Below are 16,875 nucleotides of genomic sequence, written 5' to 3'. Positions count from 1 at the left end.
AGGAGGAATTTTAATGATAAAACTGATAGCATCTGATATGGATGGAACTTTATTAAATAGTAATCATGATATAGACAAAGAAACTTTAGAGGCAATTAGAAAAGCAGAAGAAGCAGGAATAATATTTGCTATATCAACAGGTAGAGAGTATGAAAGTGTTAAAGAAGTATTAGATAAACATAATATGAAGGTACAATGCGTGCTTTCTAATGGAGCTGAATACAGAGATGAAGAAGGAAATATTTTAGATGTAATAAATATAAAACAAGAAAGTGCAAAAAAAGTTATAAGTATATTAGATAAAAATAAACTTTCTGCACGTATCTTCACCAATAAGGGGATTTTTACTACATCTACGAAAGAAGAGGCTTTAAAAGAAATTATATATAGAACTATGAGTTTTAATCCAGGAATAAGTGAAGATGAAGCTAGAGAAATTGCTGAAAATTTAGGTTTCTTTACAATACTAAAATATATTGAAGATATTAATAAATTTTTTGATGAAGATATAGAGATTAGAAAGTTTGTAGCTTTTCATAATAATATAGATATTATAAATAATATAAAAAAAGAATTAAGCCAAATAGAGGGATTAGCAATATCTTCTTCATTTAGTGACAACATAGAAATAACTGATATAAATGCACAAAAAGGAATAATATTAGAAAAAGTAGCTACTAGAATGAATATTGATAGAGAAGAAGTTATGATATTAGGAGACAGCTTTAATGATTATTCAATGTTTGAAATATTTGAAGAAACTGTAGCTATGGAAAATGCTATACCAGAGGTTAAAGCTATAGCTAAGTATATTACTGATACTAATAACAATTTAGGTGTTGCAAAAGCTATATATAACGTTTTAAATAATGAAATGGATAAAATGCTAAAATAAGTAATATTAGGCTCAATGAATATAAATAATATTAAATTCATTGAGCTATTCTAATTTAATTAATCTTAATTCTTGAACTTATCTTCTATATATAATATAAATATTAATGTATTTAGTTATATATGGAGGATTATATGCAGCAAAGGTTAGAGGAGATAAAAACAGTAATATTTGATATGGATGGAGTATTGTTCGATACAGAAAAAGTCTATTTAGATGTATGGACAAGGGTTTGTGAAAAATATGGATATAAGATGACTAAAGAAATTTATTGTAAGGTAATTGCAACGGGGAGAGAAAATGTAAAAAGAGTATTTAAGCAAGAGTTTGGAAATAGTATACCTATTGAAGAAATGTATAGAGAAAAGGATGAAATTTTAGCAAAGGAATTAAATAAGTGTATTCCAGTAAAAAATGGAGCTTATGAATTGCTAAAACATTTAAAAAATAAAGAATATAAAATAGCATTAGCAACCTCTGCATCAAAAGAAAGAATGGAGAAGCAATTAAAAAAAGCTAACTTTATAGACATATTTGACGAATTAGTTTGTAAAGATGAGGTGAAAGAAACTAAGCCTAATCCTGAGATTTTCATAAAAGCAGCAAATAAACTAGGGGTAGATCCTAAAGAATGTATTGTAATAGAAGATTCTTTAGCAGGATTAAAGGCAGCTTACAAAGGAAATATGCTTCCTATCCATGTTGTAGATTTAAAAGATGCAGATAAGGAAATAAAAAAATATTGTTATAAGAGTTTTAATAATTTAATTGAAATAAAAAAAGAAGTTTTTAATAGTTAAAAATTGATGATATAAAATTATTTATAAGAGGTGGAATATGACTGAAAAGGAAAGAATGCTGTCAGGAAAATTATATAGTGCTAATGATTCAGAGCTTAAAGCTAATGCGAAAAAATCAAGAATGTTAACTAGATTATTTAATAATACCACTGAAGAGCAAAAAGAGTACAGGGTTGAATTATTAAAAAATTTATTTGAAAAAACAGGTGAAAATTTATATGTTGAACCACCATTTAGATGTGATTATGGTTCTAATATTTCTGTAGGAAATAATTTTTATGCTAATTTTGATTGTATAATTTTAGATGTATGTAAAGTAGATATTGGTGAAAATGTAATGTTCGCACCAAGAGTATGTATTTATACAGCTGCACATCCTATTGATGTGGATGTTAGAAATTCTGGATTGGAATTTGGAAAGCCTGTTAAAATTGGCAATAATGTTTGGATAGGTGGAAGCACTGTTATAAATCCTGGAGTAACTATAGGAAATAATGTTGTTATAGGGTCTGGATCTGTAGTAACTAAGGATATTCCAGATAATGTTATAGCAGTAGGGAATCCTTGTAGAGTATTAAGAGAAATTACAAAAGAAGATAAAATATACTGGGAAAGACAAAAAGAAGAGTATTATAGTAATATATAAAATTAAGGGCTGTTTTAACAGTCCTTAATTTTATTAATTAATTTATAAATAAAAAATATATTATAGGTATTATAGTGATTAAAGATATAAGATTATAAAGTGTGAATTTTTTCAAGTAATTATTTGAAAACTCAGCGAAATCATTAATATAGATTTTATATGAAATAACACTTGCAAGTGAAGCTATTAAAGTACCAAGTCCTCCAATATTTACGCCAAGAAGTAATTCTTTTACGTAACTAGTAAAACTAGATAACAACATAGTTGCTGGAACATTACTAATTACTTGACTTAATAATATAGAAGAGAAAAAGGTTGATTTTCCGTTATGTAAAATTGATTCCATAAAATTTTTCACACTACCTAAAGTTGAAATATTCCCAATGAAAATAAAGAAGCAAACAAATGTAAGTAAAAGTGAATAATCTATTTTTAATATTAAATTTCTTTTAAATAAAAATACAGTAATTAATGTTATTAGGAAGGTAACTTTATATCCTATTATATTAAAAACTGATAATATAATTATTACAAATAATGCTGAAAAAATAAAAACTAGTTTTTTATTTACTATTTTTATATTTTCTAATTCAAAATTTAGTTGAGAATTTTTATCTATTAATATTAGAGAGATTAATATAATTATTGATATCATAGTAAGTGGAAGCATGTTTTTAAAAAAATCACTTATGGTTAAATTATAAAATGAATATATAAAAAGGTTTTGAGGATTTCCCATAGGTGTAAAGCTACTTCCTAAGTTTGCAGCAAGAGTTTGTAATATAATTATTTTTAAAGGATTAAATTTACTCTTTTTGGAAATTATAATACTTAATGGTACAAAGCTTATAAGAGCAACGTCATTTGTAACAATCATAGAAGATATAAATGTTAAAAATATTAATACTAACGAAATTGAAGTATAAGATTTACACTGCTTTAATAAGCTTATAGCTATTGAATCTAATAAATTTAATTCTTTAAATGCTGATACAACTATCATTAGATTAAATAGCAGGAATAAGACTTTAAAATCTATATAAGATAATTTTGGTTTTGAAATAAAACAACTAATTAAAGCTAATATTATTGATAAAATAAGTACAGCTTCTTTCTTTATAAATTCTTTAAATTTTACCTTGTTATTTAATTTTAGACTGGTATGCATAATAACCTCGTTTCTTGTATAATAATTAATTCTAGCATGAATTTATTTTAGTAATATATTAATTTATTATATTAAAAAGAGTTTTAAAACAAATTAAACAAATAGAATTTATTTAATATTAAATAAAACTGAATTAGATTTTATTTTTTAGAATAAGTTTTTTTACAGCTGGAATATCAGCAGGAGCCCAACTTAAACTTTCTATATAATCTATTGGAAGCCATAATAATTTAGCATGTTCTCTGGCAGAAGGTTGACCACTTATCAAATTACATTTAGCTATCATTAGATTAACTATATATTCATCATATTCATATGTAGTTGCGCTAAAAAGAGAATTAAATTCTACATCGCAGTTTAATTCTTCATGTATTTCACGAACTATAGCATTTTCAGGAGATTCTCCTTTCTCTAATTTTCCACCTGGAAACTCCCAAAATCCAGAAAGATTCATATCTTTTGAACGTAGAGCACATAAAATTTCTTTTTCACTATTTTCAATTATTGCCCCTACAACTTTTATAATTTTTTTCAATGTTAATTCACCTCTAAAATAAATAATATCATATAAATATTTTAATTTATATATTTAAATTAAGATAATATTTCTAATTAATTTTGAGAAAATATAGAAAAAAATCTTTTTTTTATATTACAAATATGGTATATTTAAATGCTACAGATAATTAAACTAAAAATACTGAAATTGTTCGTAGAAAATAAAATTTGTAAAAATAATAAAGTTAATAGTTATAAAGTCATTTTAAAACTTTATTTAAAGGAATATATTAAATTTAATATAAAAAAGTTAAGAGAAAGTTAAATTTGAGAAAAGTGAAATGAAAAATAGATAATATATTGTCATAAAAATAGATATTTAGTATAGTATATAGTACATAGTACATATAAATAGTTATAGATAAAAAATAAATATTAGAGGTGGCACATGATACAAATTGAAAAACTTAAAAAGGTTTATAGCAATGGTTATGAAGCTTTAAAGAGTATTGATCTTACAATTAATGAAGGAGAGCTAGTTTGCCTTTTAGGTCCTAGTGGTTGTGGTAAAACTACTATTCTTAATTTATTAGCTGGTCTTTTAGATCCAAGTGGTGGAGATATAAAATTTGCTAATGAATCTGTTGTTGGGAAGCATCCAAAGGATAGAGGGATTGGTTTAGTGTTCCAAAACTATGCTTTATATCCACATATGACAGTTTTAGAAAATGTAATGTTCCCACTTACTGTTGGAAAAAATAAAAAACCAAAAAATGAAGCTATGGAAATAGCAAAAAAATATATGAAAATTACTAGCATTGAAGAATTAGCAGATAAAAAACCAGGAGAGATGTCTGGTGGACAACAACAAAGAGTTGCTATAACAAGAGCGCTAGTTCAAAATCCTAAAATATTATTACTTGATGAACCATTAAGTAACTTAGATGCTAGGTTAAGATTAAAAATAAGAGAAGAAATAAGAAGACTTGTTAAGGAAATTGGAATAACTACTATTTTTGTTACTCACGATCAAGAAGAAGCACTTTCTATAAGTGATAGAATTGTATTAATGAATGAAGGGATAGTTCAACAATTTGATGTACCTCAAAATCTTTATTTAGAACCTTCAAATCTTTTTGTAGCTAAGTTTATGGGAAATCCAATAATAAACTTAATTGATATGAAAAAAGAAGGTAATGTACTTAAATCTAGAGATTTTTCTATTGACTTAAGTCTTTTAAATAAAGAAAGATTTAAAAGTGAATTAAAAGAAGAAAATTACATAGTTGGTATTAGACCAGAATACTTTGAGTTAAGTGAAAATCCATTATTTAAAGTTGAAGTTGAATCTAATGAATTAATAGGTAAGGATTGTATCATAAACTTTAAAGTTAATGATATAAATGCAAAGTCTATAACTGATATAAGCAAAAAAGTATCGGAAGGAGATACAGTAGGCTTTGATATAAATTACAATGGAATCTATATATTCACAGAGAATGGAGTTAGAGTGTACTAATGAAGAAGTTTAAATATAGAGCGGAGAATTCCCCGCAAGCATGGCTTTTCTTGATGCCGGCTTTAATAATCGTTGGAATATTTAATGTATTACCTTTAATTAAGACGTTTATAATGTCATTTCAAAAAGGAACTTTAAACAACTTAAGCTTTAATGGATTTAAAAATTTTGCAATAGTATTAAAAGATCCTAAGTTTCATACTGCGATTGGAAACACTGCGTTATTTTCTTTTGTTGTAGTACCAGTTGCATTAATAATATCTATGTTTATTGCTGTGACAATATATGAAAAAATTAAATATAAAGATGTATTTGAAACAATATTTTTTATACCTTACTTAACAAGCATAATTGCTGTTGGTATAGTATTTAGATTTTTATTAAATGGAGAATATGGATTTGTAAATTATATATTAGGTTTTCTAAATATAGGACCATTTAATTTTTTAGATGATCCTAATATGAGTATGATAACATTAATGATATTTGGTATATGGTCAGGTCTTGCATTTAATATAATAATATTACTTTCAGGTTTAAGGAATGTTGATAAAAGCTATTATAAAGTTGCTGATATGTTTGGAGCAAGCAAAATGGAGCAATTCTTTAGAATAACTTTACCTCAAATGATACCAATTATTACATTTTTATTAATGGTTAACTTTATTAATGCCTTTAAGGTTTATGCACAAGTTTATTCTATATTCAATGGAAAAGCAGGTATAGCTGATAGTGCAACAACTGCTGTGTTCTATGTCTATAATAAATTCTATGTAGAGAATCGTTATGGTCAAGGGATGGCTGCTGCAGTAATTTTATTTATTTTGATTTTAGTTTTCACATTAATTCAAAATCGTATATTAAAAAGAATATCTAAGTAGGTGAAAAGATGAAAAAAATTAGTTCAGTTTTATCAAAAACTTTTATAGTTCTAATGGCGATAATTACACTGTTTCCTTTTGTATATATGATTTTGTCAAGTTTTATGACTTATCAAGAGGCAACTAGTATACCACCAACATTATTTCCAGAAAAGTTTCAATGGAGTAACTTTGAGTTAGCAATGGAACAAGCACCATTTGTAAGATATTTTTTTAATACAATATTTGTTTCAGGAATATCTACAATCGGAACTCTTATTACTTCTATTTTAGGTGGTTTTGCATTAGTTAAATTAGAATTCAAATATAAAAATATCTTAATACTTATTATGGCTGCTTTATTAATGGTGCCTTATGAAGTTACGATATTTACAAATTATCAAACTATAGCACAATTAGGGTTACTAGATACTTATACAGCTTTAATAGTACCATCTCTTGCGAGTATATTTTATATATTCTATTTAAAAGAGTATCTAACAAGTATACCTATATCTTACTATAAAGCAGCAAAAGTAGATGGATGTTCAGATTTAGATTTTATCAGAAGAATATTAGTTCCTTTAGCTAAACCAGCATTATTTACTATGGGGATATTAAGCTTTATAAGTGGATGGAATTCATTCTTGTGGCCAATACTAGTTACAAATAGTAAAGAAATGAGATTATTAAGTAATGGATTAAGCTCTTTTGCAACAGAAAGCGGTACGAATGTACACCTTCAAATGGCAGCATCAACAATAGCTATAGTTCCAATATTAATTTTATATTTAGTATTTAGAAAACAAATCATAAGAGGAGTTGTTAAGAGTGGCGTTAAAGGATAAAAAGACCAAAATTACTTTTCATAATGGTATTTTAACTATAGGTGGAACAATAATTGAAATTGTATATGAAGATAGCCATATATTCTTTGATTTTGGTAGTGAATATAATCCAAGAGATCCTAAGCAACCTAAGGATTTACAAGATTTATTAGATTTAAACTTAGTTCCGTATTTAGATAATATGTTTGATCCTAGTATACCTTTAAAAGGATATGAATCTAAAGAAAACAAATTTAAAAATACAGCAGTATTTTTATCACATATGCATTTAGATCATTCGAAAATTATAAATTATTTAAATCCAGAAGTACCTTTATATACATTAGAAGGAACAAAATCATTATTAAATACTTTAAATATTAACAATGATTTTCTATTCCCATTACATGAGAATAAGGGGAAAAATACTAGAGATATAATCGGAGTTAAAGAAAACGAAATTGTAGAAATTGGTAAAATAAAAGTTAAAGTTATGCCAGTTGATCATGATGCTTATGGAGCATGTGGATTATTAATTCAAACTCCAGACTTAGTAATTTCTTATACTGGTGATATAAGACTTCATGGTTATAGGGAAAAAGCTACATTAAATTTCTGTAAGGAAAGTGAAAATTGTGATATCTTATTAATCGAAGGTGTTAGTGTTTCATTCCAAGATTTTGATGATGAACCAAGTGAAAAAGAAATTACAAATGAATTAGATCTTATAGATAAAATAAATAACATAGTTAATGAAAATCCAAATAAACAAATAACATTTAATTATTATATTTCAAATATAGAAAGAATATTAAATATAATTAAGACTAATCCTAGAAAAGTAGTTTTAGACTCATATTATTCATATGTACTTAAAGAAGCTACTGGATATGAATCTTATTATTATTCGCTAGATAATAAAGATTACGGATTAAATAAGGATTTAGAAATAAGTTTTGAAGAATTATTAAAAGACAAAAATGAATTTTTCTGGCAATTAGATAAACTTGCCATTGAACATATGGATAAACTTCAGGAGGGTGGAGTATATATTCACTCAAATGCTACACCATTAGGTGATTATGATCCTGCATATTTACCATTTATAAACAGTTTTGAGGATAGAAACATTAAGTTTGAAAGAGTGTCTTGTAGTGGACATGCGCATCCTAAGGATTTAATAAAAATAATTAACTTAATTAAACCTAAGTTGCTTATACCAATACATTCATATCGTCCTGAAAAACTTTATAATGAAAATGGCGATGTTCTATTACCAGAAAAAAAACAAACTATATAATTGGAGGGTAAAAAATGAAATTTAAAAAACTAACTGCTTTAGTATTATCTTTAGGCTTATTAACTGGATGTTCAACTAAAGGTGCAGAAAAAACTAATGAAGAAATTGTTACAGAAATCACATCACCAGTTGAAATTACTTTCTGGCATGCAATGAATGGGGATTTAGAAAAATCTCTACAAAAATTAACTGATGAATTTATGGAAAAGAATCCAAATATAACTGTAACTTTACAAAACCAATCAAGCTATAAAGATTTACAACAAAAAATAACAGCAACAGTTGCAAGTCCTAGTAATTTACCTACTATGACTCAAGCATATCCTGATTGGGTATTTAATCCTATAAGTGATGGATTAGTTACTGATTTAACTCCATACATTGAAAATGAAACTTTAAAGTTTGATAACTACGAAGATATATTACCAAGCTTAAGAGAAGCAGCTAAAATAGATGGTAAAATCTATGGTATGCCATTTAATAAATCAACAGAAGTTATATGGTATAATAAAACATTACTTGATGAATTAGGATTAAAAGTTCCTACTACATACGATGAATTAGTTGAAGTTTCTAAGAAAATATATGCAGAAAAAGGAATTCCAGGAGTTGGATTTGATGCATTAAGCACTTATTACACAACTTTCTTAAAGAGTGAAGGAAAAGTTTTTGATAATAACTTTGATGTAACTAGTGAAGAATCAGCAAAAGCTTTTAACTACTATTTAGAAGGTGTAAAAGAAGGATACTTTAGAATCGCAGGAACAGATAACTACTTATCAGGACCATTTGCTAATGAAACAGTAGCAATGTATATTGGTTCTATGGCTGGTGAAAATTATGTTAAACAAGGTGTTAATGGTAAATTTGAAATTGGTGTTTCACCATATCCAACAAATGCATCATTACAACAAGGAACAGACATATATGTATTTGAAAGTGCTACAGCAGAACAAAAAACTGCAGCTTATGAATTCTTAAAATTCATAACAACTACAGATAAGCAAATTCAATGGGCTTCAGAAACTGGATATATGCCAATTAGACAAAGTGCTGTAGAGTCAGAAGCATATAAGAATTCAGGTAGCTTAATAGCTCCAATTCTTTCTGATGCAACAGCTAACCTATATACTAACCCATTATTAACTGGTGCAGATGCTGCATACCGTGAAGCTGGTACAGTATTAGAAGGCGTATTAGCTCAACCTGATACAGCAGATGTTAATAAAGCATTAGAAGACTTCAAAGCTACTTTAAACTCAGTTTGGGAATAAAATAGAGTATATTTTTAAAGTATAAATATGAGGATGTTGAAAGGCTAGAATTAGTTTTTTAACATCCTCTTTTAACAAAGGAGGGCATTATGAAATTAGTTATTTATCAAACAAGCGATTTACATGGTTTTGTATATCCAACTAATTATGTAACAGAACAATCTCTTGGTATATTAAAAATAGGAAGTTATATTTTAGAGGATGAAAAAAAATATGATGTATCTTTAAAGATAGATTGTGGAGATTTAGTTCAAGGTTCAGCTTTAACTCATTATTTATCTAAAAAGGATATAGATTCAAATCCTATTGTAGAATTATTAAAGGATATCAATTATGATGCATATGTGTTAGGTAATCATGAATTTAATTATGGGTTAGATTATTTAACTACTGCTTACAAGAGTATATCTAATAAAATAATAAATGCAAATATTACAGGCTTACCTTTTGAAAGTAAACCTTATAGAATCTTTGATATAAATGGTTTTAAGATTGGGTGTATAGGATTTACAACATCATTTATTCCTAATTGGGAGCAAGAGAAAAATATAAAAGATTTGGAATTCTTAAATCCGGTAGAGATGTATGGAAAATATGAAAAAGAATTAAAAGAACAAAGTGATATGATAATAGTATGTTATCATGGTGGATTTGAGAAAAGCATAGATGGTAAAAATATACCAACTGAAAAATTAACAAAAGAAAATCAAGCAAGTGAATTATTAGAAAAGTATGATTCTATAGATATAGTTTTAAGTGGACATCAACATAGATCATTTATAACTAAGTTAAATGGAATTATTTGTGCTCAACCTATGCATAATGGACAAAATTTTACTAAGATTGTAATTGATACAGAAACAAAGGAATCTACTTATGAATTAGTTGATGTATCAAAATTAAATAATAAAATAAATAGTGATTTAGAAAAAAGATTCACTAAGATTAATGAAGAATTACAAGAGTATTTAGATAAAGAAATAGGTCATTTTAAAAATGATATAATTTTAGATAATATCTTTAAAGCTAGACTTGAAGGACATCCTTTTATAAACTTTTTACATGAAGTACAATTAGAAGTTTCAAATGCTGATTTTTCAGCATTATCATTATTCGATACTGCAATTGGATTTAAAAAGAATGTTTCAATTAGAGATGTTTTAATTAACTATCCTTATCCTAATACATTAAAGGTTCTTAAAGTTAAAGGTAGTAAAATAAAAGAAGCTATTGAAAAAGCTGCAACATACTTTGTATTAGAAAATAATGAAATTAAAATAAATGAAGAATTTTTAGTTCCAAAAGTTCAAAACTATAATTATGATACTTTTGCAGGATTAAGTTACGAAGTAGATTTAAATAAAGAGTTTTATGATAGAGTAATTTCAATGAAAAAAGATGATGAAAATCTAGATTTAAATAAGGATTATACTATAGTTTTAAATAATTATAGAGCAAGTAATACAGCAATATATCCAGCTTATGAAAATGCAGAAGTAGTAAAAGAAATAAATATGGATATGAGTGAACTTATAATAGATTATTTCCAAAGACATAGGGAAGTAGATATTCCAGATGGAAGTTGTTATAAATTTAAATATTAATTAAAGTTTGAAACGTTAGGCTAATTCCTAACGTTTTTTATTAATGTATAAAAAATTTCAAAAATTTAATCTAAATTATGGAACAATAAAGAAAAATATGTTATTATTATTCGTGTAAAGAATAAATAAATCGTATATATCAGCAAAATGGGCTGAAGTTTCTACCTCCTACCGTATATTTAGGAGACTACGAGGTTAATATTTCCGAACAAAATCTGTTATTATTAAAATAACATTTATTTTGATTTAGAAAACATCCTTGTAAAAGGATGTTTTTATTATATGGAAGTATTTTGTTATTTGGAATAATATGTGGCTATAAATAAATGATGGAGGAGATATATGAGATTGCTTAGGGGGATTTAAAAGTGAAGAAAGGCAGTATTTATCAATTAGAGGGAAGGGTATCTTTAAAGCAAGCAATTCCATTAGGAATGCAGCATGTGTTATCAATGTTTGTTGGAAATGTATCACCACTTATTATTGTTTGTGGATTATTACAAATGCCAATTGATCAAAAAACTATGTTAATACAAAATGCAATGTTTATAGCAGGAATAGTAACTTTAATTCAACTTTATCCAATATGGAAAGTTGGAGCAGGACTTCCGATAGTAATGGGGACTAGTTCGGGTTTTGTACCAACAGTACAAGCGACGGCAGTTACATATGGATATTCATCTGTTCTTGGGGCTTCTTTAATTGGAGCTATACTAGAAATTATATTAGGATTTTTTGTAAAGCCATTAAAAAAGTATTTTCCACCAGTAGTTACGGGTGTAGTTGTTATATCTATAGGACTTTCACTTATTCCAACAGGAATAAAGTTTTTTGCTGGGGGAGTTGGTGCAGAGGATTTTGGTTCACCAAGTAATTTATTTTTAGGATTTTTAGTAATGGCAATTATTGTATTTTTAATGCAATTTACAAAAGGCTTTGCAAAGACATCAGCAATATTAATTGGAATTATAGTTGGTTATATAGTAGCTTTTTTTATGGGAAAAGTTGATTTTTCAGGAGTGAAAGCAGCGGGATGGATAAGTATTCCAAAGCCTTTTGCTTTTGGTTTTAATTTTGATATTGAAGTTATAATACCTATGTTAATTATGTACATAGCAACAGCTGTAGAAACTATAGGTGATGTATCAGGAATAACAGTTGGAGGACTTGATAGAGATGCAACAGATAAAGAGTTATCAGGTGCAGTATTAGCAGATGGGATTGGGTCTTTTATAGCAGCGTGTTTTGGTATTTTACCAAATACATCTTTTAGTCAAAATGTTGGACTTGTAGCAATGACAAAGGTTGTAAATAAATTTTCTATTATGACTGGAGCAATATTTTTAATATTATCGGGATTTATACCAAAGCTTGGGGCAATTGTTTCAGCAGTTCCACAATCTGTGTTGGGAGGAGCATCTATAATAATGTTTTCAATGATTGCTGTTAGTGGAATGCAGTTAGTATTTAAACAAGATATGAGTGGAAGAAACCCTATTATAATTGCTGTATCTTTAGGATTAGGTTTTGGACTAGGTTCAGTTCCTGATGCACTACAACATTTACCAAGTTGGGCTAGTCTTATATTTTCCCAAAGTGGAATAGTAGTTTCATTTATAGTAGCAGCATTTATGAATTTTATATTACCAAAAGAAAAATTAGAAGAAAACATAGAGTTTTCAATAGATAAAGAAGAATTAGTTAAATAAAATAATTTGTTAAAATGGGGAGGAATAAGTTTGTTTACAATGAGGGAATATGTTCTAGCAGAAAGTTTAGAACAAGCCTATAGTTTATTGACAAAGGGAAAAGCAAATTCTATTTTAGGTGGATTGCTTTGGATGAAAATGGGGAACAAAGCAATTGGAACAGGAATAGATTTATCTAATTTAGGATTAAATAAAATAGAGGAAAATGATGAAGAATTTAAGATTGGTTGTATGACAACTCTTAGAGATATAGAAACTAATGAAAGTTTAAATAAATACTTCAATAATATTTTAAAAGAATCAGTTGAGAATATAGTTGGAGTTCAATTTAGAAATTCTGCAACTATTGGTGGAAGTATATATTCAAGATTTGGATTTTCAGATATTCTAACAGCACTTTTAGCTTTAGATACTAAGGTAGAAATGTATAAGGGTGGAATAATTTCATTAGAGGATTTTTGTAATATGCCATATGAGAAGGATATTCTAGTTAATATAATTATAAAGAAAAATAATTGTAAATCAGCATATTTAACTCATAGAAAATCAAAAACAGATTTTCCTGTATTAGCTGTTGCTGTAAGTAATTCAGAAAATGGATGGAAGATTTCTGTAGGAGGAAGACCGATAAAAGCAGAACTTGCATATAAAGCGCAGAGTGCTTTATCTAATAATCCTACAAATGAAGAAATTCAAACTGCTTTAGATTTAGTAGCCAGCGAATTAGTTTATGGTACTAATATGAGAGGAACAAAGGAATACAGAGAACTACTTGCAAAAGTATTAGTAAAAAGATGTATAGAAAAGATAATTGGAGGAACATCATATGCAAATTAAGATATGGATAAACTCAAAATTATATACTGATGATATTGAAGCAGATATGCTTTTAATAGATTATGTAAGATCTAAAGGATATTTAAGTGTTAAAAGAGGTTGTGAAACATCTAATTGTGGATTATGTACAGTTTGGTTAGATGGAACTCCGATATTATCTTGTTCAACTTTAGCAGTAAGAGCTAATGGAAAGAAAGTTACAACTTTAGAAGGATTAGAGGAAGAAGTTTTAGAGTTTGGAAGATTTATGGCAAGTGAAGGTTCAGAACAATGTGGATTTTGTAGTCCAGGTTTTATAATGAATGTTATAGCAATGAAAAGAGAACTTAAAAATCCTACAGAAGAAGAAATAAAGAAATATTTATCAGGTAATTTATGTAGATGTACAGGTTATATGGGACAATTAAGAGCCATAAAAAAATACTTAGCGATGGATAAGGAGGTATAGTTTTATGAAGATAGTAAATAAGGCAATAGCAAAAGTAGATGCTATATCCCTAGTAACAGGGAAGCCAGTTTATACTGAAGATTTAGCTCCTAAAGAATGTTTAGTAGTTAAAGTACTTAGAAGTCCTCATGCTCATGCTAAAATTTTAGAAATAAACAAAGATGTAGCGATGAAAGTGCCAGGGATTGAGTGCATTTTAACCTATGAAGATTCACCTAAGTCTAGATTTACTATGGCTGGTCAATCTTATCCAGAACCAAGTCCTTATGATAGACTAATATTAGACAATATAGTTAGATATGTTGGAGATCCTGTTGCGATAATTGCAGGAGAAAATGAAAAAGCTGTTAAAAAAGCTATGAAACTTATTAAAGTAAAATATGAAAAACTTGATGCAATATTAAATTTCGAAGAATCTATAGACAATAAAGTTATTATACATAATGAAGAAGATTATAAGGTTAATTTTCCAATAGGAAATGAAGTTAAAAGAAATATTTGTGCTTCAGATACTTTTGAGAATGGAGACGTGGAAAAGGAACTTGAAAATTGTGATGTAGTTATAGAAGAAACTTATCATACAAAGGCTAATGCACAAGCAATGATGGAAACTTTTAGAACATTTACTCATTTAGATGTTTATGGAAGACTTAATATAGTTAGTGCAACACAAATCCCTTTCCATGTTAGAAGAATACTTGCAAATGCATTAGATATTCCTAAATCAAAGGTAAGAGTAATTAAGCCGAGAATAGGTGGAGGTTTTGGTGCTAAACAAACAGTTGTTAGTGAAATATTTCCTGCTTTAGTAACAATGAAAACAGGAAAACCAGCTCTTATGGTATTTGATAGAGAAGAAACATTTAGAGCATCTACATCAAGACATGAAATGAAAATAAAGGTTAGATTAGGTGCAGATAAAAATGGTGTTATTAAGGCTATAGATATGTATACTTTATCTAATACAGGGGCTTATGGTGAACATGGTCCTACAACTGTAGGTCTTTCAGGGCATAAAAGTATGCCTTTATATAATAGAGCAAAGGCTATTAGATTTAAATATGATGTTGTTTATTCTAATACAATGTCTGCTGGAGCATTTAGAGGGTATGGAGCAACTCAAGGATGTTTTGCACTAGAATCAGCAGTTAATGAATTAGCAGCAAGATTAAAAATGGATCCAACAGTAATAAGAGCTATTAACATGGTTAAGGTTGGAGAGGTTATGCCAGCTTATTATGATGAATTACTAAGAAGTTGTGCATTAGATAAATGTCTTGAAAAAGGTAAAAAGTTAATTGGATGGGATGAAAAATATCCTTGCAGAGATATGGGCAATGGAAAAGTTCGTTCAGTTGGTGTTGCTATGACAATGCAAGGTTCTGGAATATCTAATGTAGATATAGCCTCTGTTGAAGTTAAATTAAATGATGATGGTTTCTATACATTAAACATAGGTGCAGCGGATATGGGAACAGGTTGTGATACTATATTATCTCAAATGCTTGCAGAAAGTTTAGAATGTGAAATGAGTGATATAGTTGTAAATGGTGTAGATACAGATCAATCACCTTATGATACAGGTTCTTATGCTTCAAGCACTACTTATGTAACTGGTATGGCACTTCTTAAAACTTGTGATAAAATAAGAGAACAGATTATTCAAGAAGGAGCAAAAGCTTTAGGATTAGCAATAGATGAAGTTGAGTTTGACGGTAAAAAAGTATTTGCTTTAGATGGTAGTAAAGAAATAAGCAGAAGAGATTTAGCTTATAAAATTGCAGGTGGAAGTGGAAGATGTATATCAGCACTTGAATCTCATTCAAGTCCATATTCACCACCACCATTTATGGCTGGACTTGTTGAAATAGAACTAGATAAGGAAACAGGAAATATAGAAATTATTAATTATGTGGGTGTAGTAGACTGTGGTACAGTGATTAATCCAGCTCTTGCTAAAATACAAGCAGAAGGTGGAATAGCACAGGGAATAGGAATGGCATTATATGAGGATATAACCTATGATGCAAATGGTAAAATGAAGAATAGTTCATTCATGCAGTATAAGATTCCAACAAGATTAGATGTAGGAACAATAACTGTAGACTTTGAAAGCAGTTATGAAGAAACAGGTCCTTTTGGAGCAAAGTCAATAGGAGAAGTTGTTATAAATACACCATCTCCAGCACTAGCAAATGCAGTGTATAATGCTTCGGGAGTAAATATTAGAACACTTCCAATAACAGCAGAAAAGATAGCTTTAGAAATGCTGAAAAAAGATATTTAAATATTAAATAAAATAATAAAGTTCAATAATATTATTTATGTAGATAATATTATTGAACTTTTGTTTTTATATATTTATATAAGTTTATCTATAGAGTAAATAGAGTGGGAATATTATTAAGCTATTTGTATTAAGATAATAAGAGTATATAAAGAGGAATGTTTAAATGAATTATTTATAATAAAAACTCAAATAATAAAATT

15 protein-coding genes and 1 riboswitch are annotated in these 16,875 nt (G+C 27.6%); of the genes, 13 read left to right on the top strand and 2 right to left on the bottom strand.

Annotated features, from left to right (window positions below):
• Positions 1–13 precede the first annotated feature (13 nt).
• The 3 genes from H9660_RS04490 to H9660_RS04480 all read left to right on the top strand — a co-directional run bounded on the left by H9660_RS04490 (position 14) and on the right by H9660_RS04480 (position 2,341).
• On the top strand, positions 14–895 hold the full coding sequence (locus H9660_RS04490) for a Cof-type HAD-IIB family hydrolase (protein WP_191748959.1): 882 nt from the start codon (positions 14–16) through the stop codon (positions 893–895).
• 134 nt (positions 896–1,029) lie between these two features.
• The gene (locus H9660_RS04485; protein WP_191748958.1) at positions 1,030–1,695 is read left to right on the top strand and encodes an HAD family hydrolase; all 666 of its coding nucleotides are present in this window, start codon (positions 1,030–1,032) and stop codon (positions 1,693–1,695) included.
• Between the two features lie 37 nt (positions 1,696–1,732).
• Positions 1,733–2,341: a sugar O-acetyltransferase gene (locus H9660_RS04480; protein WP_191748956.1), complete on the top strand. Its 609-nt coding sequence runs from the start codon at positions 1,733–1,735 to the stop codon at positions 2,339–2,341.
• Between the two features lie 37 nt (positions 2,342–2,378).
• Here H9660_RS04480 and H9660_RS04475 read toward each other — a convergent pair whose 3' ends face one another.
• Both H9660_RS04475 and H9660_RS04470 read right to left on the bottom strand, forming a co-directional pair.
• The gene (locus H9660_RS04475) at positions 2,379–3,509 is read right to left on the bottom strand and encodes an SLC13 family permease (RefSeq protein ID WP_191748954.1); all 1,131 of its coding nucleotides are present in this window, start codon (positions 3,507–3,509) and stop codon (positions 2,379–2,381) included.
• A gap of 133 nt (positions 3,510–3,642) precedes the next feature.
• On the bottom strand, positions 3,643–4,044 hold the full coding sequence (locus H9660_RS04470; protein WP_191748953.1) for a (deoxy)nucleoside triphosphate pyrophosphohydrolase: 402 nt from the start codon (positions 4,042–4,044) through the stop codon (positions 3,643–3,645).
• A 411-nt stretch (positions 4,045–4,455) separates the two neighbouring features.
• On the opposite strand from H9660_RS04470, the gene H9660_RS04465 reads away from it, so the two are divergent.
• From H9660_RS04465 to H9660_RS04420, 10 genes are all read left to right on the top strand, one after another.
• The gene (locus H9660_RS04465) at positions 4,456–5,526 is read left to right on the top strand and encodes an ABC transporter ATP-binding protein (RefSeq protein WP_191748952.1); all 1,071 of its coding nucleotides are present in this window, start codon (positions 4,456–4,458) and stop codon (positions 5,524–5,526) included.
• Positions 5,526–6,407 (top strand): carbohydrate ABC transporter permease, encoded by an 882-nt coding sequence (locus H9660_RS04460; RefSeq protein WP_191748951.1) that lies wholly within the window; start codon positions 5,526–5,528, stop codon positions 6,405–6,407. The genes H9660_RS04465 and H9660_RS04460 overlap by 1 nt, the downstream gene beginning before the upstream one ends.
• Before the next feature lie 8 nt (positions 6,408–6,415).
• Positions 6,416–7,234 (top strand): carbohydrate ABC transporter permease, encoded by an 819-nt coding sequence (locus H9660_RS04455; RefSeq protein WP_191748950.1) that lies wholly within the window; start codon positions 6,416–6,418, stop codon positions 7,232–7,234.
• The gene (locus H9660_RS04450) at positions 7,218–8,513 is read left to right on the top strand and encodes an MBL fold metallo-hydrolase (protein ID WP_191748949.1); all 1,296 of its coding nucleotides are present in this window, start codon (positions 7,218–7,220) and stop codon (positions 8,511–8,513) included. Before H9660_RS04455 ends, H9660_RS04450 begins: the two co-directional genes overlap by 17 nt.
• A gap of 14 nt (positions 8,514–8,527) precedes the next feature.
• On the top strand, positions 8,528–9,787 hold the full coding sequence (locus tag H9660_RS04445) for an ABC transporter substrate-binding protein (RefSeq protein WP_191748948.1): 1,260 nt from the start codon (positions 8,528–8,530) through the stop codon (positions 9,785–9,787).
• 89 nt (positions 9,788–9,876) lie between these two features.
• Complete coding sequence (locus tag H9660_RS04440; protein ID WP_191748947.1) at positions 9,877–11,391, top strand: bifunctional metallophosphatase/5'-nucleotidase; 1,515 nt, start codon at positions 9,877–9,879, stop codon at positions 11,389–11,391.
• A 110-nt stretch (positions 11,392–11,501) separates the two neighbouring features.
• Positions 11,502–11,601: riboswitch (purine riboswitch) on the top strand.
• Between the two features lie 158 nt (positions 11,602–11,759).
• Positions 11,760–13,100 carry a solute carrier family 23 protein gene (locus tag H9660_RS04435; RefSeq protein ID WP_191748946.1) on the top strand — a complete coding sequence of 447 codons (1,341 nt, stop codon included), beginning with the start codon at positions 11,760–11,762 and terminating at the stop codon, positions 13,098–13,100.
• 39 nt (positions 13,101–13,139) lie between these two features.
• Positions 13,140–13,937 (top strand): FAD binding domain-containing protein, encoded by a 798-nt coding sequence (locus H9660_RS04430; RefSeq protein ID WP_341479571.1) that lies wholly within the window; start codon positions 13,140–13,142, stop codon positions 13,935–13,937.
• Positions 13,927–14,385 (top strand): (2Fe-2S)-binding protein, encoded by a 459-nt coding sequence (locus tag H9660_RS04425; RefSeq protein ID WP_191748942.1) that lies wholly within the window; start codon positions 13,927–13,929, stop codon positions 14,383–14,385. The genes H9660_RS04430 and H9660_RS04425 overlap by 11 nt, the downstream gene beginning before the upstream one ends.
• Before the next feature lie 4 nt (positions 14,386–14,389).
• Positions 14,390–16,672, top strand: coding sequence for a xanthine dehydrogenase family protein molybdopterin-binding subunit (locus H9660_RS04420; RefSeq protein WP_191748940.1), 2,283 nt, complete (start codon positions 14,390–14,392; stop codon positions 16,670–16,672).
• The last annotated feature ends 203 nt before the right edge of the window (positions 16,673–16,875 follow it).

The sequence above is a fragment of the Clostridium gallinarum genome (assembly GCF_014836325.1).
Classification (GTDB): Bacteria; Bacillota; Clostridia; order Clostridiales; family Clostridiaceae; genus Clostridium; species Clostridium gallinarum.
Note: the sequence above shows the minus strand (reverse complement) of the source record. Positions and strands in the feature narration are given on the sequence as shown.